At 69.5% G+C, this 26,986-nt stretch carries 22 protein-coding genes and 1 pseudogene; 16 read left to right on the forward strand and 7 right to left on the reverse strand.

Annotated features, from left to right (window positions below; genetic code table 11):
* Positions 1-183 precede the first annotated feature (183 nt).
* The 5 genes from P3102_RS08490 (at position 184) to hrpA (ending at position 8,573) form a co-directional block, all read left to right on the forward strand.
* Entirely contained in the window at positions 184-1,659 is a 1,476-nt protein-coding gene (locus tag P3102_RS08490; RefSeq protein WP_276367943.1) for an APC family permease, read from the forward strand.
* A gap of 141 nt (positions 1,660-1,800) precedes the next feature.
* Positions 1,801-2,112: a hypothetical protein gene (locus tag P3102_RS08495; protein WP_276367945.1), complete on the forward strand. Its 312-nt coding sequence runs from the start codon at positions 1,801-1,803 to the stop codon at positions 2,110-2,112.
* A gap of 40 nt (positions 2,113-2,152) precedes the next feature.
* Positions 2,153-3,370, forward strand: a complete 1,218-nt coding sequence (locus tag P3102_RS08500; protein ID WP_276367946.1) for a cation:proton antiporter — start codon at positions 2,153-2,155, stop codon at positions 3,368-3,370.
* Between the two features lie 13 nt (positions 3,371-3,383).
* On the forward strand, positions 3,384-4,547 hold the full coding sequence (locus P3102_RS08505) for a lactate 2-monooxygenase (RefSeq protein ID WP_276367948.1): 1,164 nt from the start codon (positions 3,384-3,386) through the stop codon (positions 4,545-4,547).
* A gap of 135 nt (positions 4,548-4,682) precedes the next feature.
* The gene (gene hrpA, locus P3102_RS08510) at positions 4,683-8,573 is read left to right on the forward strand and encodes an ATP-dependent RNA helicase HrpA (RefSeq protein ID WP_276367949.1); all 3,891 of its coding nucleotides are present in this window, start codon (positions 4,683-4,685) and stop codon (positions 8,571-8,573) included.
* Between the two features lie 200 nt (positions 8,574-8,773).
* Here hrpA and P3102_RS08515 read toward each other — a convergent pair whose 3' ends face one another.
* A complete protein-coding gene (locus P3102_RS08515) occupies positions 8,774-10,480 on the reverse strand; it encodes a bifunctional 3'-5' exonuclease/DNA polymerase (RefSeq protein WP_276367951.1) in 1,707 nt (568 codons plus the stop codon).
* A gap of 150 nt (positions 10,481-10,630) precedes the next feature.
* Here P3102_RS08515 and P3102_RS08520 point away from each other — a divergent pair, with 150 nt between their 5' ends.
* Positions 10,631-12,268 (forward strand): acyl-CoA synthetase, encoded by a 1,638-nt coding sequence (locus tag P3102_RS08520; RefSeq protein WP_276367953.1) that lies wholly within the window; start codon positions 10,631-10,633, stop codon positions 12,266-12,268.
* Here P3102_RS08520 and P3102_RS08525 read toward each other — a convergent pair.
* The gene (locus tag P3102_RS08525) at positions 12,265-13,215 is read right to left on the reverse strand and encodes a hypothetical protein (RefSeq protein ID WP_276371052.1); all 951 of its coding nucleotides are present in this window, start codon (positions 13,213-13,215) and stop codon (positions 12,265-12,267) included. The two genes, P3102_RS08520 and P3102_RS08525, sit on opposite strands and share 4 nt — an antisense overlap.
* Before the next feature lie 259 nt (positions 13,216-13,474).
* On the opposite strand from P3102_RS08525, the gene P3102_RS08530 reads away from it, so the two are divergent.
* The 5 genes from P3102_RS08530 (at position 13,475) to P3102_RS08550 (ending at position 18,220) form a co-directional block, all read left to right on the forward strand.
* On the forward strand, positions 13,475-14,722 hold the full coding sequence (locus P3102_RS08530) for a S8 family peptidase (protein WP_276367954.1): 1,248 nt from the start codon (positions 13,475-13,477) through the stop codon (positions 14,720-14,722).
* Positions 14,723-14,821: 99 nt separating this feature from the next.
* Positions 14,822-15,574 carry an SDR family oxidoreductase gene (locus P3102_RS08535; protein ID WP_276367956.1) on the forward strand — a complete coding sequence of 251 codons (753 nt, stop codon included), beginning with the start codon at positions 14,822-14,824 and terminating at the stop codon, positions 15,572-15,574.
* Complete coding sequence (locus tag P3102_RS08540) at positions 15,571-16,635, forward strand: phosphotransferase family protein (protein WP_276367958.1); 1,065 nt, start codon at positions 15,571-15,573, stop codon at positions 16,633-16,635. Before P3102_RS08535 ends, P3102_RS08540 begins: the two co-directional genes overlap by 4 nt.
* Positions 16,636-17,292, forward strand: coding sequence for a histidine phosphatase family protein (locus P3102_RS08545; protein ID WP_276367959.1), 657 nt, complete (start codon positions 16,636-16,638; stop codon positions 17,290-17,292).
* A 10-nt stretch (positions 17,293-17,302) separates the two neighbouring features.
* Positions 17,303-18,220 (forward strand): SMP-30/gluconolactonase/LRE family protein, encoded by a 918-nt coding sequence (locus tag P3102_RS08550; protein WP_276367961.1) that lies wholly within the window; start codon positions 17,303-17,305, stop codon positions 18,218-18,220.
* A 1-nt stretch (position 18,221) separates the two neighbouring features.
* On the opposite strand, the gene P3102_RS08555 is transcribed toward P3102_RS08550, so the two are convergent.
* Positions 18,222-18,692, reverse strand: a complete 471-nt coding sequence (locus P3102_RS08555; RefSeq protein ID WP_276367964.1) for a VOC family protein — start codon at positions 18,690-18,692, stop codon at positions 18,222-18,224.
* Positions 18,693-18,754: 62 nt separating this feature from the next.
* Here P3102_RS08555 and P3102_RS37800 point away from each other — a divergent pair.
* Positions 18,755-18,856: pseudogene (locus tag P3102_RS37800) on the forward strand (transcriptional regulator); the annotation flags it as partial.
* Between the two features lie 140 nt (positions 18,857-18,996).
* On the opposite strand, the gene P3102_RS08560 reads toward P3102_RS37800, so the two are convergent.
* Genes P3102_RS08560 through P3102_RS08575 form a run of 4 tightly spaced genes read right to left on the reverse strand, consistent with a single transcriptional unit; the run spans position 18,997 to position 22,734 of the window.
* A complete protein-coding gene (locus P3102_RS08560; protein ID WP_276367966.1) occupies positions 18,997-19,824 on the reverse strand; it encodes an enoyl-CoA hydratase family protein in 828 nt (275 codons plus the stop codon).
* A complete protein-coding gene (locus P3102_RS08565; protein ID WP_276367967.1) occupies positions 19,821-20,513 on the reverse strand; it encodes an SDR family NAD(P)-dependent oxidoreductase in 693 nt (230 codons plus the stop codon). The genes P3102_RS08560 and P3102_RS08565 overlap by 4 nt, the downstream gene beginning before the upstream one ends.
* Entirely contained in the window at positions 20,510-22,012 is a 1,503-nt protein-coding gene (locus P3102_RS08570) for a benzoate-CoA ligase family protein (RefSeq protein ID WP_276367969.1), read from the reverse strand. The genes P3102_RS08565 and P3102_RS08570 overlap by 4 nt, the downstream gene beginning before the upstream one ends.
* Positions 22,009-22,734, reverse strand: coding sequence for a creatininase family protein (locus P3102_RS08575; protein WP_276367971.1), 726 nt, complete (start codon positions 22,732-22,734; stop codon positions 22,009-22,011). The genes P3102_RS08570 and P3102_RS08575 overlap by 4 nt, the downstream gene beginning before the upstream one ends.
* Positions 22,735-22,782: 48 nt before the next feature.
* On the opposite strand from P3102_RS08575, the gene P3102_RS08580 reads away from it, so the two are divergent.
* The 4 genes from P3102_RS08580 to P3102_RS08595 all read left to right on the forward strand — a co-directional run bounded on the left by P3102_RS08580 (position 22,783) and on the right by P3102_RS08595 (position 26,921).
* Entirely contained in the window at positions 22,783-23,604 is an 822-nt protein-coding gene (locus P3102_RS08580; protein WP_276367972.1) for a PaaX family transcriptional regulator C-terminal domain-containing protein, read from the forward strand.
* A gap of 115 nt (positions 23,605-23,719) precedes the next feature.
* Positions 23,720-24,502: a tryptophan 2,3-dioxygenase family protein gene (locus P3102_RS08585; RefSeq protein ID WP_276367974.1), complete on the forward strand. Its 783-nt coding sequence runs from the start codon at positions 23,720-23,722 to the stop codon at positions 24,500-24,502.
* On the forward strand, positions 24,499-25,692 hold the full coding sequence (locus P3102_RS08590; protein WP_276367976.1) for a kynureninase: 1,194 nt from the start codon (positions 24,499-24,501) through the stop codon (positions 25,690-25,692). The genes P3102_RS08585 and P3102_RS08590 overlap by 4 nt, the downstream gene beginning before the upstream one ends.
* Before the next feature lie 158 nt (positions 25,693-25,850).
* On the forward strand, positions 25,851-26,921 hold the full coding sequence (locus P3102_RS08595; protein WP_276367978.1) for a Glu/Leu/Phe/Val dehydrogenase dimerization domain-containing protein: 1,071 nt from the start codon (positions 25,851-25,853) through the stop codon (positions 26,919-26,921).
* Positions 26,922-26,986: the final 65 nt, after the last annotated feature.

Here is a 26,986-nt window from a genome sequence, read left to right on the forward strand (position 1 = left end):
CACGCCCCCCGGCGTTGTGGTGCGGGACGGCCAAGGTAGCGGTAGCGCGGGTGCCGCTGCGACCCGAGGTCCGTTTTTAGCCTGAACGGACGTACCTCGCCGGGGTGCCCGGCCCTAGGGTGGGATGGCTCTCGCAAGATCAAGAGCCTTCAGCGCCAAACCGACGTCCGGGGGGACGGGTTCATGGGTACGCAAAGACCGCGGCGCGGTCTCGGCCATCGACGGCTCGGAGCCGCGCAAATCGTCTTCTTCGTGGTGGCCGCGGCGGGTCCGCTCTTCGCCATCGCGGGCGGGGTCCCGACGAACTACGCGGTCACCGGCAGTGTCGGGGTGCCGCTGTCGTTCCTCCTGCTCGCCCCGATCCTGGGGTTGTTCGCGGTCGGTTACTCCGCGATGAGCCGCTACATCACCAACGCGGGCGCGTTCTACCCCTACGTCGCCAACGGGGTCGGCAAATCCACCGGCGCCGGGATCGCGTTCGTCACGCTGTTCTCCTACAACGCCATCCAGATCAGCATCTACGGCCTGTTCGGCTGGTCGGTGTCGACGTGGCTGGGCACCCTCACCGGGTCTCCGCCACCGTGGTGGCTGTGCGCGCTGGTGATGGTGCTGGTCGTCGGCGCGCTCGGGGTGCTGCGGGTGGACCTCAACGCCAAGGTGCTCGGGGTGGCGCTGTGCCTCGAGGTCGCCGTCGTCGCGATCGTCGACATCGCGTTGTTCGCGAATCCGGCGGGCGGCAGCGTCTCCTGGGTTCCGCTGGAGCCGTCGAGCCTGTTCACCACCGGGGTGGGCGCGGTGTTCGCGTTCTCCGCCGCCGCGTTCGTCGGCTTCGAGGGCGCGGCGACCTACGGTGAGGAGACACGGGAACCCAGCCGCACGGTCGGCCGGGCGACGTTCGCCGCGATCGGTCTCACCGCCGTGCTCTACGTCGTCTCGTCGCTCGCGCTGGCCGTGGGCACCGGGCCGGACGTCATCGTCACGACCGCGGCCGCCCAGGGCCCGGATCTGCTGTTCACCCTGGCCGGACAGCATCTCGGCGACACGTTCTCCGACGTCGCGTACACGCTGTTCGTGACCGGGCAGTGCGCGGCGCTGCTGAGCTTCCACAACGCCGTCGCCCGGTATTTCTTCGCGCTGGGCAGGGAAGGGCTGCTACCGCGCTCGCTGGCCAAGACCAGCAAACGCACCGGCGCGCCGGTGGCCGGTTCGCTCGCGCAGACCGCGCTCGCCCTGGTGGTCGTGTCGTTGTTCGCGCTCGGGGGCCGCGATCCGGTGACCGAACTGTTCACCTGGCTCGGCGCGACGGCGTCCACCGGGGTCGTGGTGATCATGATCGCCGTCTCGCTCTCGGTGATCGGCTTTTTCAAACGGCGCCGTCGCGCCGAAAGCGCCTGGCGCCGCTGGATCGCGCCGGGGCTGGCGATCCTCGCGTTGTCGGCCGTCCTCGCGTTGATCCTGCTCAACTTCGACCTGCTGCTCGGCCCCGCCGGGACGTTCCTGTTGCGCTGGGGTTTGCCCGGTCTCGTGCTCGTCGCGGTGCTGGTCGGCTTCCTGCGCGCGGAAATGTTGCGGACCAGGGATCCGGAGACGTATGCCGCCATCGGTGGTCCGCTCGAAGACGAGGGCGCCGAACCCACCGGGCTCAGCGCGGGCCGATGACCGCCCGCGCCGCCGGACCGTCCGAAGTGGACGCCGGGCTGTCCGAGGTCTTTCACGACGACCCGGTGAACTCCCTGTGGCGGGACCCGCGCGGAATCCTTCGTCGATTCGTCTATAAAGGACTGGTAAAGTAGCGGTCAGATGACGACGAACCGTGCCCCCGCACCACGGCACCGTTCCGTCTTCTTTCTCCTGATCCTGCTCGTCTTCGCCTTCGTCACGCCGACCGTCCCCCACGGGCACAGCCGGGCCGCGACGGAGGATTCGGTCGCCGTCTTCGCGACCCATCCGCTGCCCGCTTTCCACGGCGGGCAAGCCGTCCCCCTCGCCGACGTGCCCGCCGAAACGGCGACCGTCGACCTTCTCGACGCCGACGACGCCCCTGAGCAGGGCGAACCCGTCGTCATCACCCGTGCGGTGCCTCAGGCTCCCGCACGGGCGCCTCCGCGCTGAGCCGGTCCCCAGCCGCATCAGCCATCCATCGGAGGTCTCCATGAGTTCCGGTCATGCCCTGCTGGCCGTCGGCGGGGCGTTCCTCGCCGCCGGTGTCATCGCCAGAGCGGGCGCCCGTATCGGGTTGCCGACCATCCCCCTGTTCATGCTGGCCGGTTTCGTCTTCGGCCCCAACACTCCCGGACTGTCCCTTGTGGACGATCCGGCCGAACTCGGTGTGCTCGCCGGGCTCGGTCTCGTCTTCCTCCTGTTCTATCTCGGCCTCGAATTCTCCCTCGACGACCTAGCCAAGGGCGGGCGCGAACTCGTCTGGTCGGGGCTGGTCTACCTGGTCCTCAACATCGGCGGCGGGCTCGGCTTCGGCTTCCTGCTGGGCTGGGGGACCAGGGAGGCGCTGGTCATCGCCGGGGCCATCGGTATCTCGTCGTCGGCGATCGTCACGAAGCTCCTGCTCGAATCGCGCCGGATGACCAATCCCGAATCCCGGCTGATCATGGGCATCATCGTGATCGAGGACCTCTTCCTCGCGCTGTACCTGGCGTTGCTGCAGCCGGTGCTGTCCGGGGCCGGGAGTTTCGGTTCGGCGATGGCCGACTTCGGCAAGGCCTTCGCGTTCCTGATCGTGCTGGCCGCGCTCGCCCGCTGGGGCGGCCGGGTGGTGTCGAAGCTGTTCGGCTCGGCCGACGACGAACTGCTGACCGTCTGCTTCGTCGGTGTCGCGGTCATGGGTGCCGCCGTCGCCGAAGAGGTCGGGGTGTCCGACGCCATCGGCGCGTTCATGGTCGGCATGATGCTCGGCGAGTCGAAGGTCGCGCCGCGGATCCGCAAACTGGTGCTCCCGCTCCGGGACGCGTTCGGCGCGTTGTTCTTCTTCATCTTCGGGCTCGGCATCGACCCGAACGCGGTCGGCTCGGTGGTCGTGCCGGTGCTGATCGCGGTGGCGCTGACGATCGTGCTGAACCTGGGCGCGGGCGCGCTCGCCGCGCGACTGAACGGGTTCGATCGCCAAGCCGGGGTGAACATCGGGCTGACCGTGCTCACCCGTGGCGAGTTCTCGCTGGTGCTCGCCGCGATGGCGACCGCCGCCGGGCTGGACGCGCGGGTCGCGCCGTTCGTCGCGGGCTATGTCCTGCTGCTGGCCGTGATCGGCCCGATCGCGGTCATCCGCTCGGAGAAGCTCACCTGGTTGCTACCGGCGAGTATCGTCCGGGATGATCCGACCAGCCGAGGCCGCGACGAGCCGGCCCGGGCGGGGTGACGAGGAGGCCTGGGTGACGGAGCGGTTCGGCGGCTACCAGAACGAGATCTACCTGCAGGGGCTCGGCGGGACCTTCCCGCCGTGCTCCACCGACGCCACGAAGCTGGAGGAGTCGGCGCGGGAGATCTTGGAACCCGGGCCGTTCTGGTACGTCGCGGGCTCGGCCGGGTCGGGCGCCACCGCGCGCGCCAACCGGGAGGCGTTCGACCGCTGGCGCCTCGTACCCCGGATGCTCACGGGCGCCACCGAACGCGAGCTGTCGACGACCGTGCTGGGGACGCCGGTGCCGGCGCCGGTGCTGCTGGCGCCGGTCGGTGTGCAGTCGATCGTGCACGAGGGTGCCGAGCAGGCGGCCGCACGGGCCGCGGCGTCGGTCGGCCTGCCGTACGTCATGTCGACGGCGTCCTCCACGAGCATCGAGGACGTCGCCGAAGCCAGTGGGGACGGGCCGCGCTGGTTCCAGCTGTACTGGCCGACGGACAACGAGGTCTGCGCGAGCATCCTGGCACGGGCGAAGGCCGCGGGCTTCACGACGCTCGTGGTCACGCTCGACACCTGGACGCTCGCATGGCGCCCGAACGACCTCGACCACGCGTACCTGCCGTTCATCAAGGGCGTCGGCCTCGGTGTCCCGCTGAGCGACCCGGTGTTCCGCGGCCTGCTGGAGAAGACGCCGGAAGAGGATCCGCCCACCGCGATCCTCCGGTGGATCTCGATGATCACCGGCACGGACAGCACCTGGGACCGGCTGCCGTTCCTGCGTGAACACTGGGACGGGCCGATCGTGCTCAAGGGCATCCAGCACCCCGACGACGCCCGCCGCGCCGTCGAGGCCGGGATGGACGGGATCGTCGTGTCCAACCACGGCGGCCGCCAGGTCGACGGCGCGATCGCCTCGCTCGACGCGCTCCCGGAGATCGTGGCCGCGGTCGGCGACCGGCTGGAGATCCTGTTCGACTCCGGCATCCGTACCGGCGCCGACATCGCCAAGGCGCTGGCGCTCGGGGCGAAGGCCGTGCTGGTGGGGCGGCCGTGGGTGTACGGCCTGGCGCACGCGGGGGAGGACGGCGTCCGGCACGTGCTGCGGAGCCTGCTCGCCGACCTCGACCTGACCATGGGCCTGTCCGGCCACCGGACCCTGGCCGACCTCACCCCGGGCTCCCTTACGCGCTCCTGACCTCCGCAATTCGTCACCTACTTGCGGTCGTTCGCCCTGCGAACTAACGCAAGTAGGTGACGAATTGCGAGGGGATAGGACGTGGGGGATATTCGGAGGCCTGGATCGTCACGCACGGCTATCCTGGTGCCGGTCATGGCTTCTCAACCTTCCCCGTTCGGCGCCCTGCGCGCTCGCCTGCCCGAACTGATGTCGCGCGACGAGCACCGCCTCCGGCGCCGGCTCGACGGTGCCCGGAAAGCGCGCGACGCCGAGTCGATCACCGCGCGGATCGAGGCCGACATCGAGGCCGCCGAACTGCGGGTCACCCGCAGGCGCGACGCCGTCCCGAAGATCACGTTCCCCGAAGAGCTGCCCGTCAGCCGGCGCAAGGACGAGATCGCCGAGGCCATCCGCGACCACCAGGTGGTGATCGTCGCGGGGGAGACGGGCTCCGGGAAGACGACCCAGCTGCCGAAGATCTGTCTCGAACTCGGCCGGGGCATCCGCGGCCAGATCGGGCACACGCAGCCGAGACGGCTGGCCGCGCGCACGGTCGCCGATCGCATCGCCTCCGAGCTGAACACCGAACTCGGCGAGGCCGTCGGCTACAAGGTCCGGTTCACCGACCACTCCGGCCAGGACACGCTGGTCAAGCTGATGACGGACGGCATCCTGCTCGCCGAGATCCAGACCGACCGCATGCTGCGCCAGTACGACACGCTGATCATCGACGAGGCGCACGAGCGCAGCCTCAACATCGACTTCATCCTCGGCTACGTCAAACAGCTCCTGCCGCGCCGCCCCGACCTCAAGGTGATCATCACCTCGGCGACGATCGATCCGGAGCGGTTCTCCCAGCACTTCGACGACGCGCCCATCGTGGAGGTCTCCGGCCGGACGTATCCGGTCGAGGTCCGCTACCGGCCGATCATCGACCCGGACGATCCGGACGCCGATCAGGACCGCGACCAGACACAGGCCATCTGCGACGCCGTGGACGAACTGCAGCACGAGGGACCGGGCGACATCCTGGTGTTCCTCTCCGGCGAGCGGGAGATCCGCGACGCCGCGGACGCCCTGTCCAAACAGGACCTCCGCAACACCGAGATCCTTCCGCTGTACGCCCGGCTTTCGTCGTCGGACCAGCATCGGGTGTTCCAGCGCCACACCGGGCGCCGCGTCGTACTCGCCACGAACGTCGCCGAGACGTCGCTGACCGTGCCCGGCATCAAGTACGTCGTCGATCCCGGCACCGCGCGGATCTCGCGCTACAGCCACCGCACGAAGGTGCAGCGGCTGCCGATCGAGCCGGTGTCGCAGGCGTCGGCGAACCAGCGCAAGGGGCGTTGCGGCCGGACGTCCGACGGTATCTGCATCCGGCTGTACTCCGAAGACGACTTCGACGCGCGGCCCGAGTTCACCGATCCGGAGATCCTGCGGACCAACCTCGCGTCGGTCATCCTGCAGATGACCTCGCTCGGCCTCGGTGACATCGCGGCGTTCCCGTTCGTGGAGCCGCCGGATCGCCGTCAGGTCACCGACGGCGTCCAGTTGCTGCAGGAGCTCGGCGCGTTCGACATGTCGGACGGCAAGAAGCTCACCGAGACCGGCCGCAAGCTCGCGCAGCTCCCGGTCGACCCGCGGATGGCGCGGATGGTGCTGGAAGCCGCACGCAACGGCTGCGTCCGCGAAGTGATGATCATCGCCGCCGCGCTGTCCATTCAGGACCCACGCGAGCGGCCGGCGGAGAAGCAGCAGGCGGCGGACCAGCAGCACGCGCGGTTCGCGGACAAGACGTCGGACTTCCTGGCGTACCTGAACCTGTGGGAGTACGTCACCGAGCAGCAGAAGGCGTTGTCCACCAACCAGTTCCGTCGGATGTGCCGCAACGAGTACCTGAACTACCTGCGCATCCGCGAATGGCAGGACATCTTCAGCCAGCTGCGTCAGCTGGCCAAACCGCTCGGCGTCACGCTCGGCACGGACGGCCCTGCCGATCCGCAACGGGTGCACACGTCGCTGATCGCCGGGCTGCTGTCGCACGTCGGCCTCAAGGATCCGGCCAAGGGTGACTATCTCGGCGCACGCGGGGCGCGGTTCTCGGTGTTCCCTGGTTCGGCGCTGTTCAAGAAGCAGCCGCGGTTCGTGATGTCGGCCGAACTGGTCGAGACCTCCCGTCTGTGGGGCCGGGTCAACGCGCGGATCGAGCCGGAATGGGTCGAGCCGCTCGCCGGGCACGTGGTGAAGCGGAACTATTCGGAGCCGCACTGGGAGCGCAAGCAAGGCGCGGTGATGGCGAAGGAGAAGGTGACGCTGTACGGCGTCCCGCTCGTCGCCGACCGCCGGGTCAACTACGGCCGCATCGACCCCGAGGTGAGCCGCGAGCTGTTCATCCGGCACGCGCTCGTCGAAGGCGACTGGGAGACCCGGCACCATTTCTTCCGAGAGAACCGCGCCTTGCTCGACGAGGTCGAGGACCTGGAGAACCGGGCGCGCCGCCGGGACATCCTGGTCGACGACGAGACACTGTTCGAGTTCTACGACCAGCGTGTCCCGGCCGACGTCGTCTCCGCGCGGCATTTCGACAGCTGGTGGAAGAAGGCGCGGCACACCGAGCCCGACTTGCTGAGCTTCGAGAAGACGATGCTCATCAACGAGACCGCGGGCGGCGTCCGCGAGGCCGACTACCCCGACTTCTGGACCCAGGGCAACCAGACCTTCGAACTCACGTACCAGTTCGAGCCGGGCGCGGACGCCGACGGCGTCACCGTGCACATCCCGCTGCCGGTGCTGAACCAGGTCACGCCGGACGGTTTCGACTGGCAGGTCCCCGGCCTGCGCGAAGAACTGGTGACGCAGCTGATCAAGTCGCTGCCCAAGGCGATCCGGCGCAATTTCGTGCCGGCGCCCGACCACGCGAAACTGGTGCTGTCGCGGGTCGGCCCGGCCGACGGGCCGCTGCTGCACGCGGTCGCCGACGAGCTGGAAGCGTTGCGCGGGGTGGTGATCCCCGACGACGCCTGGCAGCTCTCCGCGGTTCCCGAACATCTGAAGATGACCTTCCGCGTGGTCGACGTCCGCGGCAAGAAGGTGTCCGAGGGCAAGGACATCGAGGCACTCAAACGAGACTTGAGCGGCCAGGTGCGCGCGACGATCTCGAAGGCCGCCGACAGCATCGAGCGCCAGGGCCTGACGACGCCCGCGTTCGGCGAGCTGCCCAAGGTGTTCGCGAGCAAGCAGCGCGGGCACGACGTCAAGGCGTATCCGGCGCTGGTGGACGAAGGCGGCACGGTCGCGGTGCGGCTGCTGGACACGCCGGGACAGCAGGAACAGTCGATGTGGGCGGGCACCCGGCGGATGCTGCGGCTGAACCTGCCGTCACCGATGAAGTTCATCACCCGCAACCTCGGCAACTCGTCGAAACTCGTGCTGAACCGGAATCCCCACGGCTCCGTGTCGGCCCTGCTCGAAGACTGCGTCGACTGCGCCGTCGACAAGCTCGTGGCCGACAACGGCGGGCCGCGCTGGGACGAGGCCGGATTCGCCGTCCTGCTGGAGAAGGTGCGTGCCGGACTGAATCCCGGGGTGCTCGACGTGCTGACCGACGTCGAGAAGATCCTGCGCGCGGCCAACGACGTCGAAACGCGGCTGGCCGACACCCGCGGCCCGGCGGATTCCCTCGCCGACATCCGTGCGCAGCTGGACGGCTTGGTGCACAACGGTTTCGTCACCGAAACCGGGCAGGACCGGCTGAAGCACGTCGTCCGGTACCTGCGGGGGATCGAACGACGGCTGGAGAAACTCCCGACCGAGCCCACACGCGACATCCAGCGCACGGGCGACATCGCCTGGCTCCGCACCGAATACCGGACGGCGCTGGACGCGCTGCCGCCGGGGACTTCCTCGCCCGCGTTGCGGGAGATCCGGTGGATGATCGAGGAGCTGCGGGTCAGCTTCTTCGCCCAGACGCTGGGCACCGCCCACCCCGTCTCCCTGAAGCGAGTCATCAAGGCCCTGGACGACGCCACCGCCGCCCGCAATTAGTCACCTACTTGCGCCGCGTACCAGGCACGCGAGGGGCTCGATCGCCGCAAGTAGGTGACTAATTGCGACGTGACTCGCGTGACTGGCGACGTAACTCGCGTGACTGGGGACGTAACTCGCGTGACTGGCGGCGTGACTCGCGTGATCGGGGGCGTAACTAGCGTGATCGGGGGCGTGACTCGCGTGATCGGGGGCGTAAGTCACTTGGCGTCGGCGTAGGTGTCCACGGCGGCGATGTGCAGGGGGAACCGGACCGGGCAGGCGGGACCGAACATCATCCGCGCCGCCTCGCTCATGCTGTCCACGATGGACCGCGAGACCTCGTCGGCGAACTCGGCCGGGGTGTGCACCAGGACCTCGTCGTGCTGGAAGAACACCAGGTGCGCGGGGGCGGGGAGTTTGCTTCGCAGGGTCGCCAGCAGGATCGCGGTCATGTCCGCGGCGCTCGCCTGCACGACGAAGTTGCGGGTGAACCGGCCCCAGTTGCGCGACGCCTGCCGCGCCTTCAGCTCACCGGCCTCGTCCGCCGCGACCCCGCCGGTCAGCGCGCGCCAGGCTTCCGACGGCGCGGGTGACGTCCGGCCCAGCCGGGAGCGGACGCGCTCACCGCGTTCCCCGGCCTGCGCGGCTCGCTCCACATAGGACACCGCGTCGGGGAACCTGGCCCGCAGCAACGCCAGCAGAGGTCCCGCCTCGCCGGAGGTGCCCCCGTACATCGCGGACAGCATCGCGATCTTCGCGCGGTCTCGGTCGTCCCTGTCGTCCCACGCCGGCACCGGCACGCGGCGCACTCCGGAGAACATCGCCTCGGCGAGGCTGGCGTACAGATCCGTGGCCGCGGCGACGTCGGCCAGTTTCCGGTCCCCGGACAACGCCGTCAGCACCCTCGGCTCAAGCTGGGCGGCGTCGGCGACCACCAGTTTCCAGCCCGGATCGGCCCGGACGCAGGTCCGCAGGATCTTCGGGATCTGCAGCGCGCCGCCGCCCCGGCTCGCCCACCGGCCGGAAACGACCCCGCCGACGATGTAATGCGGGCGGAACCGGCCGTCGTGCACCCACTCGTCGAGCCACGTCCAGCCATTGGCCGAATGCAGGCGTGAAAGCTCCTTGTACTCCAGCAGCGGCGGGACGGCGGGGTGGTCGATGTCGCGCAGCAGGTACTTCCTGGCCGACGAGACCTCGATGCCCTCCCGCCCGAGTGCCCGGACGACGCTGGCCGGGGCGTCCGGATTGACCGGGCGCCCGCCGAACGCGTCGCTGATCTTCGCCGCCAGCTCGACCAGCCGCTTCGGCCGGTGCCCGGCGGGGACGCGAGGGCCGAGCTGGTCGGCGAGCAGTTCGAGGTGCAGGTCCGCCCGCCACGGCAGCCCGTCGGCCGACATCTCCGCGGCCGCCAGCGCGCTCGCCGACTCCGCCGCGAACAGCAGCCGAAGCCGTTCCGGGTGCTCGGTGACGGCGACCCGCTTCTCCTGCTCGGCCAGCACGCGGCGGGCCGCGTCGAGCATCGTGACGCCGGAGGGCAGCTGCGGGCCGCGGGTCTCGAACAGCGTCGGCTGGTCGTCCTCGGCCCAGAGCGGCGGCTCGTCGGCGGGCGGCTCCTGGCCGTTCGCCCTGGCCAGCGCGGCAGGCAGGCTCCGCGGCTCCTGTGGGCGGCCTTCGTGCGCCAGCAGCAAGCCCTCGGTCAGCGCCAGGTCATGACAGCGCCGCACCCGGACGCCCGCCTTGATCAACGCCGGGTACGTCCCTTCGACCGACGGGACCACCCAACGGGGTGAGTGCTCCGTCTCCAGGCTCCGTACCTCGTCGACGAACTGCGGGAGCGTCAGGCCCCGTCGCGGCGGCTGCCCGGAAAGAGCGATCGCGAAGTCGCCATCCTCCTCTCGACCTGCGATCGCCTGCACACTCACATTGTGGTGGTTCCCTCCGACATTTCTGTCACCAGACGGTTAATGCGCCTGCGCTATCGGTCGGCTACTGTCGAGTAGCAACTTCATACCGCCGGTACGCGAACCGCCGGCGGCATGGTGTCTCGCCGCAGCAGCAACGGAGGTGCCCGGATGAGAAACCCCACCGGCCTCGCCACCCTGGTGGCGGGCAAGGTGACCGAGACCGTGCGCAGTATCGACGTGATGCGCCAAGCGGGCCTGCTCCCGATCCCGCGGGTCGACGAGGGCCTGCGGTCGCTGGTCATGGTGCGGAAGTGGGGTCCGTTCGCCGGGGCGAACATGATCGCCGCCCGCCGGGACCCGACCGCGACCGGCATCATCGACGAGCTCGGCCCGCTGACCTTCAAGCAGCTCGACACGCAGTCGAACGCGCTGGCCAGGGCGTGGTCCGAACGCGGGCTCGGCCCGGGCTCGGTGATCGCCGCGTTGTGCCGGGACCACCGGGGGCTCGTGCTGACGATGCTCGCCTCGGGCAAACTCGGCGCCAAGCTGCTGCTGATGAACACCGGGTTCGCCAAACCGCAGCTCTCGGACGTCGCGAAGCGCGAAGGTGTCACGGCGCTCGTGTACGACCAGGAGTTCACCGACCTGCTGGACGCGATCGAGGGCGACGTCGACCACTACCTCGCGTGGGTCGATTCGGACGCCGAGCTCTCCGGGCACGAGATCCCGATCGTCACCGAACTGGTCGCCGGCACCGACGACCGGCCGTGGCCCGCGCCCGCGAAGCCGGGCGGCTTCATCCTGCTGACCAGCGGCACCACCGGGACGCCGAAGGGCGCGCCGCGGCCGCACACCTCCGCGCTCGCCTCCGCGCAGTTCCTCGACCGCATCCCGCTGCGGACCGGCGAGGCGACCTACATGGGCGCGCCGCTGTTCCACGGCACCGGGTTGTCGCAGTTCATCCTGTCCTTCGCGCTCGGTTCGAAGGTCGTCATGCGGCGCAAGTTCGTGCCGGAGGAGACGCTGCGCGGCGTCGCGGAGAACCGCTGCACCACGCTCGTCCTCGTGCCGACGATGCTGCAACGGATCGTCGACCTGCCCGAGGAGATCCGCGCCAAGTACGACACCTCGTGCCTGCGGATCATCTTCGTCGCAGGCTCCGCGCTCTCCCCGGATCTCGGGAACCGCGCGACCGCCGCGTTCGGCAACGTCGTGCACAACCTCTACGGCTCCACCGAGGTCGCGGTCGCCACGGTCGCGACGCCCGAGGACTGGCGCAAGGCGCCGGGCACGGTCGGCCGCGCGCCGGTGGGCTGCAAGGTCGCGCTGTACGACGAAAAGGGCCGCAAGATCACCGAGCCGCAGGTCACCGGCCGGGTCTTCGTCGGCAGCGGGCTGAGCTTCCAGGGCTACACCGACGGGCGTAACAAGGAGATCATCGACGGGCTGCTCTCCAGCGGCGACGTCGGCCACTTCGACGAGGACGGCCTGCTGTTCATCGACGGCCGCGACGACGAAATGATCGTCTCCGGCGGCGAGAACGTCTTCCCGATCGAGGTGGAGAACCTCCTGGTCGAACGCGAGGACGTACTCGAAGCGGCGGTCGTCGGCGTCGACGACCCCGAGTTCGGGCAACGGCTGAAGGCGTTCGTGGTGCGGGCCGAGAAGTCGGATCTGGACGTCGAAGGCGTGCGCGAATACGTCAGGGCCAACCTCGCCCGCTACAAGGTGCCGCGCGACGTGGAATTCCTCGACGAGCTACCGCGCAACGCGACCGGGAAGGTCCTGCGCAACAAGCTGCATTAGTACTCCCAGTCGATGCCGAAGATGCCGGGGCCGAAGTCGAGCGCGACGGCGTGGACGCCGTTGCCCCCGTCCGGTTTCAATTCCTTCCGGTCCATCGGCGACGTGCCTTGCCCGGCGTATTGCCGGCACTTTACCGGGACGGAGTCCGGATCGAACCGGACCTCCAGCAGGTATTCGCGTACCGGGCGCCGGAACTCGCGGTAATGCGTGTTCCGGCATTCCGGATACGGCGGCCCGGGATTGGTGAGCGAGTACTCGATCAGGTGCGTCTCACCGCGGTCGATGGGCCGGTCGAAGAGCAGTTCGGCCACCGTCAGCCCGTGCTCGTCGTCGACTTCGGCGCGGCCGACGTGGCAGTTGCGCAGCGTGTTCAGCACCGGCGGCCCGGCCTCCGGATCGCCCTGGGCGTAGACCAGCAGCCAGCGGTCCTGCCCGTCCGCGCCCGCCTGGAACACCGCCCGCGCGGTCACCGCGCGCTGCCCGCCGTCCTCGGCGATCTCGCACAGATCGTGCAGGCCGACCAGTTTCAGCTGATGGTGTTGTTCGAGCGCGTGGGGCGCGCCGACCTTCGCCAACAACGCCTGGAGTGCTTCGAGGGGGAAGGTCAGCGGCTGCTCGGTGGTGGCCCGGCTGCGGCGTGACGAGGCCCCGCGCGGCCGAGGCGGCGCCAACAGGGTGAGCAGCGAACCGGCGGGGAGCGCCAAGACCTCTTCGAGGACCCGGACGGCGGACAGCGAACTCTGCCGCTCCGGCTGACGTTTGCCCGATTGCCAGTAGCTCAGCGCGGTCACGCTCACCGACGCGCCACGTGTGCGAAGCCGGGCTTGGATACGGTCGAGACTCAGACCACTGGTGGCGATGGCCGAGCGCAACGCGATGGCGAACGCGGTGCGCGGCTGTTCTTCCTCGTCCGTGGTCACTCGGTCCGCCGCGCTCCCCGCCACCATATGCCGCCCGACCGCCCCCGTCTGCCGTTTCCCGCCACCGCCGGTTGATAACAACACGAACAACTTTAACAGTCAGGGGTAACGCTTCAGGAGCACGTTCTGCCAGGGGAGAACGACCACTCGGACGAGCACGACTACTCCCGGTGGCCTAGTTCTGGTAACTGGGAATCCTTGCCCGGCTCCGGCGCACCGGCTTGCATGGCTATCCACAACGATCATCCTCCCGGGTGATCCGCATGGTGCGGCAGGAAGGGATCCCGTGAGCAAGTCCCGGAAGAACCCGAAGTCCCGAAAGACCCGTAGCGGCCTGGTGGCGGGAGTCGCCGTGGGAGTGACCGCGGCGGTCGCCACGTTCGGCGCGGGTGCCGCCCACGCCGACCAGCAGGGCGAGATCCGCGGGGCGGGCGCGGCCGACGCGATCGGCGGCAGCTACCTCGTCGTCCTCGAGCCCACCGCGGTCGGCCAGGGCGTGGCCGCGGCGAGCGAGGTCACCGCGAACGTGGCCGCCAAGGCGCAAGGACTCACCGGTCAGTACGGCACCACGCTGTCCCGCACGTTCGGCTCGGCGCTGAACGGCTTCTCGATCAAGGCCGACGAGGGCGCCGCGAAGCGGCTCGCCGCCGACCCGCGGGTCGCCTACGTCGTCCAGAACAAGACGATCAAGATCAGCGAGACCCAGGACAACCCGCCGTCGTGGGGACTGGACCGGGTCGACCAGGCCGACCTGCCGCTCGACGACAAGTACACCTACCCGACGAAGGCCGACAACGTCACCGCCTACGTCATCGACACCGGTGTGCGCGGCTCGCACGCCACCTTCGGTGACCGCGCGGCCGGCGGCAAGGATTTCGTCGACAACGACGACACCCCCGACGACGAACACGGTCATGGCACGCACGTCGCCGGCACCATCGGCGGCACCGAGTACGGCCTGGCCAAGGGCGTCAAGATCGTCGGCGTCCGCGTACTGGACGCCAACGGCAGCGGCACCACCGAAGGTGTCGTCGCCGGTGTCGACTGGGTCGCGGCGAACGCCAAGGGCCCGTCGGTCGCCAACATGAGCCTGGGCGGCGGGGCGGACGACGCCCTGGACGCGGCGGTCAAGGGCGCCATCGACAAGGGCGTGACCTTCGCGCTCGCGGCGGGCAACGAGTCCTCCGACGCGGGCACCACTTCGCCCGCCAGGGTGAAGGAGGCCATCACGGTGGCCGCCAGCGACAAGACCGACAGGCAGGCGAGCTTCTCGAACTACGGTCCGGTCGTGGACCTGTACGCGCCGGGTGTCGACATCACCTCGTCGTGGGCGAGCGGTGACGACGCCGAGAACACCATCAGCGGTACCTCGATGGCCGCGCCGCACGTCGCGGGTGCCGCCGCGCTGTACCTCTCGGCGCACCCCGACGCCACTCCGGCCCAGGTCGCCGAAGGTCTGGTCGCCGCGGCCGCCGACGGCAAGATCGGCAACCCGACCGGTGGCACGGCGAACAAGCTGCTTCAGGTCGGGTGAAGCCCTTCCGGACAGGCTGCCCCCGGCGAACTCCAGGCGCCGGGGGCAGCCACCTGTCCGAGGGGTTCCAGCCTTGTTACCAACCGGTAAGCTCCCCTCATGGTCCTGCGGAAGAACATCCTGATCACCGGGGCGAGCTCCGGACTCGGCGAGGGAATGGCCAGGCAGTACGCCGCCAGAGGCCGCGACCTGGCGTTGGCCGCCCGCCGTGTCGACCGGCTGGAAGCCCTCGCCGCGGAACTCAAGAAGGCCTATCCCGGCATCAGGGTGGTCACCCGGAAGCTGGACGTGAACGACCACGACCAGGTCTTCGCCGTCTTCGAGGAGTTCCGCGAGGAGCTCGGCTCCCTCGATCGCGTGATCGTGAACGCGGGGCTCGGCAAGGGGCAGCCCATCGGCTCCGGCCGGTTCGACGCCAACCGGCAGACCCTCCAGACGAACTTCCTCGCCGCGGCCGCCCAGATCGAAGCCGCCGTCGGCATCTTCCGGAAACAGCGGGAAGGCCACCTCGTGGTGGTGTCCTCCTTCTCCGCCCTACGCGCCTTCCCCGGAAATCTCACCGCGTACGCCGCCTCGAAGGCGGGCGTCTCGGCGCTGGCCGAAGGCACGCGAATCGAACTGATGAAGACGCCGATCAAGGTCACCACGTTGCTGCCCGGATTCATCGAATCGGAGATGAACGAGGACATCACGAAGGTCCCGCTCGGGACGCGGGCGGAGGCGGGCGCGCAGGCGCTGGTCAAGGCGATCGAGTCCGAAGCGGCGAAGGCGTACGTGCCCTCGTGGCCGTGGGCCGTGCTCGCCAAGGTGTTCCCGTTCGTCCCGGCGTCGGTGCTGAAGAAGTTCGCATGACGCCGGCCCCGGACCAGACCGTCGAGGTACGCGGCGAGGACTCGTTCGACCCCGCGGCGGTGCACGCCTGGCTGGCCGGGCGGGTGCCCGGCCTCGGCGACTCGCCGCCCGAGGTCCGCCAGTTCCCCGGCGGTGCCTCGAATCTCACGTACCTGCTGAGCTATCCGGATCGCGAGCTGATCCTGCGGCGCCCGCCGCGCGGGCACAAGGCCGCGTCCGCGCACGACATGCGCCGTGAGTTCCGGGTCCAGCACGGGTTGCGGCCGGTCTTCCCCTTCGTGCCCGAGATGGTCGCGTTCTGCGACGAGGAAACCGTGCTCGGCGGCGACTTCTACGTGATGGAACGCCTCGAAGGCCTGATCCTGCGCGGAGATCTGCCCGCCGGTCTCGAACTGCCGCCGGAGGGCGCGCGCGAGCTGTGCGGCAAGGTCGTCGACCGGCTGGTCGAACTGCACGCCGTCGACCTCGAAGCCGCCGGGCTGGCCGACCTCGGCAAGGGCGCCGGTTACGTCGAGCGCCAGGTGCGCGGCTGGTCGGAGCGGTTCCTGAAGGCACGCACGGACAACGTTCCGGACTGTGCCGAGGTGATGGCGTGGCTGAAGGAGAACCAGCCGCCCGAGGTCAAGATCTGCTTGATCCACAACGACTACCGGCTCGACAACCTGGTACTCGACGACGATCTCGACATCGCCGGCGTACTCGACTGGGAGATGGCCACCCTCGGTGATCCGCTGATGGAACTGGGCAGCACCCTGGCGTACTGGGTGCAGGACGACGATGACGACGTCATGAAGCTCAGCCGACGGCAGCCGACGCACGTGCCCGGGATGTACACGCGGGAAGAGTTCGTGCGACGGTACGCGGAGCGCTCCGGCCTGGGGATCGGCGACTGGACCTTCTACGAGGTGTACGGCCTGTTCCGGCTCGCGGTGGTGATCCAGCAGCTCTACTACCGGTTCCACGCGGGACAGACGACCAACCCGGCGCTGAAGGACCTGTGGCAGTTCGTGGGGTACCTCGACGGGCGCTGCCGCCGGATCATCGGGGGAGGACAGGCGTAGATGGGTGCGATCTACCTGGTCCGCCACGGGCAGGCGTCGTTCGGCGCGGAGAACTACGACCAGCTTTCGCACCGGGGTCTCGAACAGTCCACGGTGGTCGGTGAGGAGCTGCTGCGCCGGGGTGTCGAATTCACCCAGGCGCGTGCCGGTTCCCTGGCCCGCCAACGGGACACGGCCGCGACGGCGGTGAAGGCGCTCGGCTCCGGGATCGCCGTCGCCGAGGACGAGCGCTGGAACGAGTACGACCACGTCGACATCGCGAAACACCACGCCGCAGGCGTCCAGCAGACCGATTCGCGGGCGTATCAGGCCGCTTTGGACGGTGCGCTGAACGCCTGGGTGTCCGCCGGTGACGACAGTCCGTGCGCGGAGACCTGGCCTGAATTCTCGGCACGGGTCAAGGGGGCGCTGGCCGAGGTCGTGGCGTCGCTGGGCAAGGGCGAGCACGCCGTCGTCTTCACCTCCGGCGGTGTGATCGCGACGGTCTGCGGCGCGCTCATGGGCAACCCCGAGGTGGGGTTGCTGAAGCTGAACCGGGTCACCGTCAACGCGGGCATCACCAAACTGGTGTCCGGCCGCGGCGGCGTGACCCTGCTGTCGTTCAACGAACATCCGCATTTCGAGGCGGAAGCCGCGCAACTACTCACTTATCGCTAGGAGACACGCGATGGCGTTCGGCGAGGTCACGGTCATTCCGGTCAACGGGCACGGTCCCGAGGACGTCGTGGTCGACGATCAGGGGCGGATCCACACCGGCGTCGACGACGGGCGGATCCTGCGCGTCACGCCGGACGGCAAGCGGATCGACGTCCTCGGCGACACCGGCGGGCGTCCGCTGGGGCTGGAGTTCTACGGCGACGACCTCCTGATCTGCGACGCCAAGGCCGGTCTGCTCACCATGCCGCTCGCGGGCGGTCCCGTGACCACGCTGGCGACTTCGGCCGAGGGCCTCGATTTCGTGTTCTGCAACAACGCCGCCGTCGCCGCCGACGGCACGGTGTACTTCACCGACTCGTCGCGCCGCTTCGGTATCGAGAACTGGCGCGACGACCTGATCGAGCAGACCGGGGGCGGACGGCTTCTACGGCGCACGCCGGACGGGAAGATCGAGCAGCTCGCCGACGGTTTCCAGTTCGCCAACGGGGTCGCGCTCCCACCCGACGAGTCCTACGTGGCCGTCGCCGAGACGGGCGCCTACCGGGTCGCGCGGGTGTGGCTCACCGGTGACAAGGCGGGTACGCGGGACTACCTCGTCGACGATCTGTGGGGCTATCCCGACAACATCTCGACCGGCAGCGACGGGCTGATCTGGATCACCGTGGCGAGCCCGAAGGTCCCGGCGCTCTCCTTGGCGCAGAAGCTCCCCGCGCCGTTGCGGGCCGGTGTCCGGGCGTTGCCGACCTTTCTGCAGCCCGCACCCGCGCGGGAATGCGGGGTGCGGGGCGTCACGCCGGACGGGAAGCAGGTCCACGAACTACGCGGGGAGATCGACGGGTTCCATGTGCTCGTCGGCGTCCGTGAGCGGGCCGGAACCCTCTACTTCGGTTCCCTGGAGGACAACGCGATCGCCGTGACGACGATCTGACTCAGTCGAGGCAGAACTCGTTGCCCTCCGGGTCGTTCATCACGATGAAGCCGAGGCTCAACGGCTGCTCGGGCTCGAAGCGCTGAACCCGCTTCGCCCCCAACGCGACGAGCCTGTCGCACTCGGCTTCGAGCGCCGCCATGCGCTCGTCGCCCATCAGTCCGGGCGCGGCGCGGATGTCGAGATGGACGCGGTTTTTGGCGATCTTGTTTTCCGGGACCCGCTGGAAGAAAATCCTCGGCCCCTCACCGGCTGGATCCTCGAGGGCCGACCGGGTGTCGCGCTGATCCTCGGGCACACCGATCCGCTCGAGGAACTCGTCCCACGCGTCCAGCGGATCGGTGCCCTCGGGCACCTCGACCCCGGGAGGGCCGGGGTGGACGTAGCCCAGGGCGTCGCGCCAGAAGGTCGAGAGGGTTCGGGGGTTCAGGGCGTCGAAGCTGATCTGGAATTCGCGGCTCTTGCGGTTCATGGGACCACTCTGACATGCCCAGCCGACAAAATCGGTCCGCCGGCTCTGACCCAGTGAGCGCCGTGGAGGACGAGCGCGGGACGACCGAGCGGGTGCTCGCCCTGCTCGGCCTGGTGCCGCAGCGCACGGGGTGGACCGGTCCGGAACCGGGGGAGCGGCTCGGCGACGTACATGAAGGACCCCCTCCTGTACCTAGACGCAAGGAAGGGGGCCTTCATGTACTGGGGAAGGTGTGGCTGAACGTCTTCTGGGGGCGGCCGTTCGGCGACTGCGCAATCAGGTGACCACTTGCGGCGGAAGAAGTTCAGCGCCCGGTCCACCGAGGCGAACGCCCCGCCGTCCAGGCCGCATAGAACTCCCCATGGTCCTTCGCCGTCATCAGCAGAGCCTGCGTGATCGCTTCCAGTTCGATGGAGCTGCCCAGGTCCATGTCGAGCTCCCGCGTCAGCAGCACCTTCGTCGTGCTGTACGCCAGAGCCGGTCCATCGGCCAAGCGCCGAGCCAAAGCGGAAGCCTCGGAAGCGAGCTCAGCGTCGGGAACCACCTTCGAGGCCAGGCCGATCGTCTCCGCGCGGGCCGCGTCGATCTTGTCGCCCAGCATCAGCAGTTCCGTCGCCCGGCCCAGGCCGACCAGCCGCGGCAGCAGGTACGCCGAGCCCATGTCGGCACCGGCCAGGCCGACCTTCGTGAACAGGAAGGCGAACTTCGCCGACGACGCCATGAGCCGGAAGTCACTCGCCAGCGCGATCACCGAACCCGCGCCCGCCGCGATGCCGTTCACCGCGGCGATCACCGGGACGGGGCACTCCCGCAGCGCCTTCACCACCGCGCCGGTCATGCGGGTGAAGTCCAGCAGTTCCGCGGACTCCATTTTCTGCAGTTCGCCGATGATCTCCTCGACGTCGCCGCCGGAGCAGAAGCCGCGCCCCCGGCCGGTGACGACCAGCACCCGGACGTCGCCGCGGTGCGGCAACTCGGCCAGCAGGTCGCGCAGGTCCGCGTAGGCGTCGAAGGTGAGCGCGTTCAGTTTTTCGGGGCGGTCCAAGGTGACCGTGGCGACGCCGTCGTCCACGGTGAACTCGAAGTGCGCCCAGTCCGTCGTGAGCGGGGGCGTGGCGCGGAACGGGCTCATGACTGGATCCCACCTCCATCGAGGACGAGTGTCTGTCCGTTGATCGCGGCGGCTTCGGGCGCCGCGAAGAAGGTCACCGCGTGGGCGACCTCGTCGGGTTCGAGCAGGCGGCCGAGCGGGGACGCGGCGGCGAGGGCGGCTTCCGCGCCGGCTTCGTCGCGGCCGGTGCGTTCCCGGATCCGGGCCACCGAGGCGGCCGTCATGTCCGTGCGCACGAAGGCCGGGCAAACGGCGTTCGCGGTGACGCCGGTCCCCGCGAGTTCCGCGGCGGTGGCCCGCATGAGGCCGACGGCGGCGTGCTTCGACGCGGTGTATCCGGCGGTGTAGCGGTAGCCGATCTGCGACGCGGTCGAGGCGACGGTGACGATCCGGCCGGTGTCGCGCGAGCGCATACCGGGCAGAACCGCCCGTGTGCAGAGGAAAGCACCGGTCGCGTTGACCTCGAGCTGGGTCCGCCACTGCTCCAGCGACGTCTTCGCCAGCGGCGCGCTCGCCGAGATCCCGGCGTTGTTCACCAGCACGTCCACCGGGCCGAGGACGTCGAAGTACCGGGCGACGGCGGCTTCGTCGGTGACGTCGCAGTCGGCCCGGCCGGGCGCGTGCACCTTGTCCCCGGCGGCGCGGAACCGGGCGGCGACGGCCGCGCCGATCCCGCGGGTCCCGCCGGTGACGACGACGATCCTGCTCACTCCGCCTCCACCCGGCGCAAGGCGCGCCGATCGAGTTTTCCGTTGGCCGTGCGGGGAAGTGCGGTCACGAAGACCACCTCGCGCGGATACTTGTGCTTCGCCAGCTGTGTCCGCGCGTGGTCCTTCAGTTCGTCGGCGGTCACGGAAGCGCCCTCCGCCAGGACGACGCACGCCCGCGGGACGACCAGGCCGTCGACGGTCACGCCCAGCACCGCGCAGTCGACGACGGCGGGATGGCCGATGAGACAGTCTTCGATCTCGCTCGGCGCGACGAACACACCGGACACCTTCAGCAGGTCGTCGGCGCGGCCGTGGTGGTGGAAGTACCCGTCGGTGTCGCGGCTGAACAGGTCACCGGTGCGCAGGGTGTCGCCGTGGAACGTCCGCGCGGTCTTCTCCGCGTCGCCGTGGTACGCACGCGCGATGGTCGGCCCGGTCACCTCCAGGACGCCGGTCTCCCCGTCCGGCAAGGGATCGCCGCTCTCGTCGAGAACGCGGGCGGTGTAGCCGGGGACCTCACGGCCGAGGCTGCCGACGCGCTGCGCACCGGGCACGTTGGAGAGGTAGATGTGGTACGCCTCCGACGAGCCGATCCCGTCGATCACCGGGACCCCGAAGGTGTCGTCCCACTTGCGATGCAGCTCCGAGGGCAATGCCTCGCCCGCCGACGTGGTGAGCCGTAGCGAACTCATGTCCACGGTGGACGAGGCCGGATGGGCGATCATCGCGCTCATCATCGTCGGCACGTTGACCAGGATCGTCGGCCGGTAGCGCTCGATCAGCGAGAACAGCAGCTCGGCGGTACTGCGTTGCGGGAACACGACGCCGGACGCGCCGACACCGAAGGGGAACAACGCGGTCAGATCCCGCGCGTAGCCGAAGAACAGCTTCGGCACGGCCAGGACGCGGTCGTCCTCGCGGAGGCCGAGCACGCCGAGGGCGTACCGGTCGAAGCTCTCCAGCGCGCTGCGCGCCGGATGCACGCACGCCTTGGGCGAACCGGTGCTCCCGGTGGTGAACTTCCAGATCGCGACGTCGTCCGAAGTGGTCGGCGCGGCCGCCAGTTCGGCCGGCGCGGACGCGATCAGCGCGTCGAACGAATGCTCACCGGGCCGAACCTCCACGTCGCCGACCACCAGCAGGTTCCGTGCTCCGGCCGCGCGCAGCGCGGGCAACGTCGAGCCGTCCGCGACGACGACGGCGGCCTCGGTGTAGTTCAGGTAGTACGCGTAATCCTTGGGCTGGAGGAAGGAATAGACCTCGGCGGTGACGGCGCCGATCTTCTGCGCCGCGTACCAGACGGCCACGAACTCGACACTGTCGTTCAGCGCCAGCAGGACCCGTTGTCCACTGCGGACACCGAGGTCGCGCAGCACGTTCCCGGCGCGGTTCACCAGCGCCGCCAGTTCCGCGTACGTGACTTCCTCGTCGCCGCACAGCAACGCCGTCCGCCCACCGGGGAGACGGTCCACGAAATGGGTCGCCAGGTTGAAGGTCATACCAGCTCCCGGATCGCTTCGACCAGGATGTCGGTGAGCACCGAGAAGGTCTTCTCGCCTTCTTCGGCACTCGCCCGGGCGGGGGTGCCGCAGTAGGCCTCGGTCATCCCGGCCGAGGCGAAATCCGTGCTCCCGCCGCGTGCCAGGTCGACGTGGACCGGGGGCAGTGCGCGCTGGACGGCGGCGTCGACGAGGTCCGGCCGGTCGGCGAGTACCAGCGACGTCTCGTACTGCCCGGCATGGCACTCGCCGGAACGGAACTCGTCGGTGAGCCGGAGGGCGTACCTGCGGCGCACCAGGTCGACGAAGCCGACGCCGCCGGTCTCCGCCACACGCCGCAGCACGGCCAGCTGCGCCGGCTCGAAATGGTTGTTCACCAGCAGGATCCGGGAGAACCCCTGCTCGGCGAGTGCCCCGCAGATCTCGGCCAGCAGTGCGTACAGCGTCTCTTCGCCGATCGAGACGCCGCCCGCGAACCCGGCCGCGAACCGGGTCACGCCGTAGGACACCTCGGGAAGGATCAGCACGCGAACGCCGGGGTCACCCGCCAGCCGGGCGGCGGCACGCTCGCACATCCCCCGTGAGATCAGGGGATCGGTGCCCAGCGGCGCGTGCGGCCCGTGTGGTTCGACGGCGCCCACCGGCAGCAGCAGCACGGGGACGCGCGCATCGGACGCGAGCGCGGCCACCTGAGGCGAGCTCAACTCCGCGAAGTACGTCACCCGAATCAAGCTACACCGCAGCGGCCTGAGGTGTATAGAGTTGCGCGCATGCCCGAATCGGCCACACCGCACGGCGAGCCAGGTCCCCAGGAACTGGTGATGACGCTGCTCGGCACCTACGTGTCGCCGCGAGAGAGCCGCCGTGTCTGGTCCGGCGGCCTGGTCGCCGTGCTCGCGGGGCTCGGCTTCTCCGACGGCGCCGCGCGGATCGCGCTGGCCAGGCTCGCCCGCCGCGACCTGCTCGCGAGACACAAGGCGGGCAGGCTCACCCACTATTCGCTGACCCGCCGCACGATCGCGCTCCTGGAGGACGGCGACCGCCGGATCTTCTCCCTCGGCAGGAGTGAACGCGGGATCGGGGAGTGGACGGTGCTGTGGCAGAGCATCCCCGAAAGCCGCCGCCAGGCCCGGGAACGGCTGGTGCGCCGGCTGCGGTTCCTCGGGTTCGGCCCGGTGCAGGACGGCACCTGGATCGCTCCGCACGACCGCGAGGCCGAGGTGCTCGCCCTGCTGGCCGAACTCGACGTCTCCGAGCACGCCGGGCTGATGCTCGGAAAACCGTCGGCGGGCCTCGACGTCCGGCGGTTCGCCTGCCGGGCGTGGAACCTCGACGGCCTCGCCGCGCGGTACGACGCGTTCGTGCGGGATTTCGGCGGGTACCCGGGTGATCTGCCCGACGCGGAGGCGTTCGCCGTCCGGACCTGGCTGACGCACACCTTCCGCGCCTTCCCGTCGCTCGATCCGGAACTCCCGGTCGAGCTGGTCCCCGCTCCGCCCGGCCGGGCGGCGGCGGTCGAGCTTTTCCACGATCTCTACCGGGCACTGGCCCCGGCCGCGCAACGCCATTTCGATGAGGTGACAGAAAAATGACAGGCGACCCCGGGGGGCTCTGGATCCTTTCGGGGTCGCGCCGTGCTCGGCCGCCGGGCCCCGTGTCCGCGAAAGGTGCGCCCTGGCGACGCGATATCGAAGAGGTGACCGGAAAGTGAACGACACGCAGGCCGCATTGAGTTACACGTCCTACCTTTCGCTGAACGAATTGCTGGACGCGCAGCATCTCCGCTCCGACGAACACGACGAGTTGCTCTTCATCGTCATCCACCAAGTGTATGAACTTTGGTTCAAACAAGTTCTCCACGAAGCGCTTTATCTGCAAAAGCAGCTCGAAGCGGGTAACACCGCTCACTCCATCCGCACACTGAGGCGGATTCTGACTATCTTCAAGGTGGTGGTCGCGCAGATAGACGTGCTCGAGACGATGACTCCGAGCCAGTTCACCAGTTTCCGCGCGCGACTCGACGCTTCGAGCGGGTTCCAGTCGGCTCAATTCCGCGTTTTGGAGGCCGTTCTCGGCCGCCGGGACGAGCGGGTTTTCGCGCATTACCCCGAAGGTGGTGAACAGCGCGCCCAGATCTCGGACGCGATGTCACGGCCGTCGCTCTTCGATTCCTTCGTCACCTACCTCGCGGTGAAGGAGTACGACGTCCCGACCGGGCGCGATGTCACCCAGCCACTCGAACCCTCTCCGGCGCTCCAAGAGGTTCTGTTGCGGGTCTACCGCGACGACACCGGGCCGTCCGTCGTGGCGGAGCACCTGGTCGATCTGGACGAAGGGATGCAGGAGTGGCGGTATCGGCACGTGAAGATGGTCGAGCGGACCATCGGAGACAAGACCGGGACGGGGGGCTCGTCGGGCGCGCACTACCTGCGTTCGACGCTTTTCTCCCCGATGTTCCCGGACCTCTGGGCGGTGCGGAGCAGGCTTTGACGAATCTCGACGACCTCCGCCGCGACCCCAACGCGCTCGCGGCGCACTATACGGAATTCGGTGTGGCGGACCGGATCCTGTTGACCGGGCACTCGCATCAAGCCTGGCCCGACGTCGCGCGGGAGGGCCTTCTCGAGGCCTTCTCCGACGCGGCCGAAGAGGTCGACACGAAGTGGGACCGGGCGTTCGCGAAGGCCGACGAGATGCGGGCGGGGTTCCGGGCGCTGCTCGGTGACCCGCACGGCGCCATCGCGCTCGGTGCCAGCACCCACGATCTGGTGCTCCGGTTCCTTTCGGCGATGGAACTCCCGCGCCGCCCGCGGCTGGTCACCACCGACGGGGAGTTCCACACGCTGCGCCGTCAGCTGGCACGGCTGGCCGAGGAAGGCGTCGAGGTCGTCCGCGTCCCCGCGACGCCGGTCACCACGCTGGCCGAACGAGTCGCCGCCGAGGTCACCGAAGACACCGCCGCCGTGTTCGTCTCGGCCGTGCTGTTCGAGACCTCCCGGCTCGTGCCGGGCCTGGCGCATCTCGCCGACGTCTGCCTCGCGAAGTCGGTGGACCTCGTCGTCGACGCCTACCACGCGCTCGGCGTCGTCCCGTTCCCGCTGCACGACCTCGGGCTCACCAACGCCTGGGTGCTCGGCGGCGGTTACAAGTACCTCCAGCTCGGCGAGGGCAACTGCTTCCTGCGCATGCCCGCGCACGCGCAGGAACTGCGGCCGGTCGTCACCGGCTGGTACGCCGAGTTCGGCGCGCTCGCGGACGAGCGCCGGCCCGGCCGGGTGGCGTACGCCCACGGATCGGACAGGTTCGCCGGAGCGACCTACGACGTGACGAGCCACTACCGGGGCGCTCGCGTCTTCCGGTTCTTCGCCGAGCACGGGCTGACGCCCGAGTTCCTGCGGGAGGTCTCGCGGCACCAGATCGGTTTCCTCGCCGAGGGCTTCGACGAGCTCGGCCTGCCCGAGGACGTCATCACGCGTGACCGCGGGACACCGCTGGACCGGATCGGCGGCTTCCTGTCGCTGAAGTGCGCCGACGCCGGCGCGCTGCGGGCCACGCTCGCCGAACGCGGCGTCCGGACCGACAGCCGCGGGCAGTACCTGAGGTTCGGACCGGCGCCGTACCTGTCCGATCGTCAGCTCGACTCCGCGCTGCGGATCCTCCGAGAGGTCGTCGACGGCTGAGCCGGCCTGTCCCGGTTTGGCGAACGGACCGGGGCGATCTAGGTTTGCGATGTGGCACCGTCGCCGCCGGACGACCTTCGTCGGGGGCTGTGCCTTGTTGCAGGAACTTCGCACGTGAGCCACGAGCAGCGTGCACTCCAGGACAAGGAGTCACCACAGTGACCGAAGTGTTCGGCCAGGGTACCGGCCATGAACAGGTCGTCTTCTGCCAAGACCAGGCCACCGGCCTGAGGGCCATCATCGGGATCTACTCGACGGCGCTGGGTCCGTCGCTCGGCGGAACCCGGTTCTACCCCTACGAGTCCGAGGAAGCCGCGCTCGCGGACGTCCTCGCGCTGTCGAAGGGGATGGCTTACAAGAACGCGCTCGCCGGGCTCGACCTCGGCGGCGGCAAGGCCGTCATCATCGGCGACCCCCAGAAGCACAAGACCGAAGCGCTGCTTCGCGCCTTCGGCCGGTTCGTCCAGTCGCTGGGCGGCCGCTACATCACCGCCTGCGACGTCGGCACCTACGTGCAGGACATGGACATCGTCGCCCGTGAATCGGAGTTCGTCACGGGCCGTTCGCCGGAGAACGGCGGCGCCGGCGACTCCTCGGTGCTCACCGCCTTCGGTACCTACCAGGGCATGCGTGCCTCCGCGGACGCCGTCTGGGGCGTCCCGGACCTCGCGGGCCGCAAGGTCGGCGTCGCCGGGGTCGGCAAGGTCGGGCACATCCTGGTCGGGCATCTGATCGAGGCGGGCGCGCAGGTGGTCGTCACCGACGTGTCGCCCGCGGCGATCGAACGCACCCGCGCGGCGTATCCCGGGGTCGAGGTCGTCGAAGGCCTCGACACGCTGATCCGCACCGAACTCGACGTCTTCGCACCGTGCGCGCTGGGCGGGGTGCTCACCGACGAGACCGTCGGTGAGCTCCGGTCCAAGATCGTCTGCGGCGCGGCCAACAACCAGCTCGCGCATCCGGGCATCGGCAAGGAACTCGACGACCGCGGCATCCTCTTCGCGCCGGACTACCTGGTCAACGCCGGCGGCGTGATCCAGGTCGACGACGAGCGGCGCGGCTTCGACTTCGCGCGGGCCAAGCGCAAGACGACGGCCATCTTCGACACCACCAAGGCGGTGTTCGCGCTGGCCAAGGCCGACGGGGTCCCGCCGGCGACGGCGGCCGACAGGCTGGCCGAGCGCCGGATGGCCGAGGTCGGCGGACTGCGGTCGATCCTGACGGTGTAGTTCTTCCGTCCCGTTCCTGGCACCGGGAGACTCGGCCGCCGCTGAGGGCCCGAAGGCGGCCGGAG

Origin of the sequence: Amycolatopsis sp. QT-25, from assembly GCF_029369745.1 — a bacterium.
GTDB lineage: Bacteria > Actinomycetota > Actinomycetes > Mycobacteriales > Pseudonocardiaceae > Amycolatopsis.

Excerpts from the sequence above, each read along its gene's own strand:
- P3102_RS08490 (WP_276367943.1), top strand. The coding sequence starts at position 184 with ATGGGTACGCAAAGACCGCGGCGCGGTCTCGGCCATCGACGGCTCGGA.
- P3102_RS08495 (WP_276367945.1), top strand. The coding sequence starts at position 1,801 with ATGACGACGAACCGTGCCCCCGCACCACGGCACCGTTCCGTCTTCTTT.
- P3102_RS08500 (WP_276367946.1), top strand. The coding sequence starts at position 2,153 with ATGAGTTCCGGTCATGCCCTGCTGGCCGTCGGCGGGGCGTTCCTCGCC.
- hrpA (WP_276367949.1), top strand. The coding sequence starts at position 4,683 with ATGGCTTCTCAACCTTCCCCGTTCGGCGCCCTGCGCGCTCGCCTGCCC.
- P3102_RS08520 (WP_276367953.1), top strand. The coding sequence starts at position 10,631 with ATGAGAAACCCCACCGGCCTCGCCACCCTGGTGGCGGGCAAGGTGACC.
- P3102_RS08525 (WP_276371052.1), bottom strand. The coding sequence starts at position 13,215 with ATGGTGGCGGGGAGCGCGGCGGACCGAGTGACCACGGACGAGGAAGAA.
- P3102_RS08535 (WP_276367956.1), top strand. The coding sequence starts at position 14,822 with ATGGTCCTGCGGAAGAACATCCTGATCACCGGGGCGAGCTCCGGACTC.
- P3102_RS08540 (WP_276367958.1), top strand. The coding sequence starts at position 15,571 with ATGACGCCGGCCCCGGACCAGACCGTCGAGGTACGCGGCGAGGACTCG.
- P3102_RS08545 (WP_276367959.1), top strand. The coding sequence starts at position 16,636 with ATGGGTGCGATCTACCTGGTCCGCCACGGGCAGGCGTCGTTCGGCGCG.
- P3102_RS08550 (WP_276367961.1), top strand. The coding sequence starts at position 17,303 with ATGGCGTTCGGCGAGGTCACGGTCATTCCGGTCAACGGGCACGGTCCC.
- P3102_RS08555 (WP_276367964.1), bottom strand. The coding sequence starts at position 18,692 with ATGAACCGCAAGAGCCGCGAATTCCAGATCAGCTTCGACGCCCTGAAC.
- P3102_RS08560 (WP_276367966.1), bottom strand. The coding sequence starts at position 19,824 with ATGAGCCCGTTCCGCGCCACGCCCCCGCTCACGACGGACTGGGCGCAC.
- P3102_RS08570 (WP_276367969.1), bottom strand. The coding sequence starts at position 22,012 with ATGACCTTCAACCTGGCGACCCATTTCGTGGACCGTCTCCCCGGTGGG.
- P3102_RS08580 (WP_276367972.1), top strand. The coding sequence starts at position 22,783 with ATGCCCGAATCGGCCACACCGCACGGCGAGCCAGGTCCCCAGGAACTG.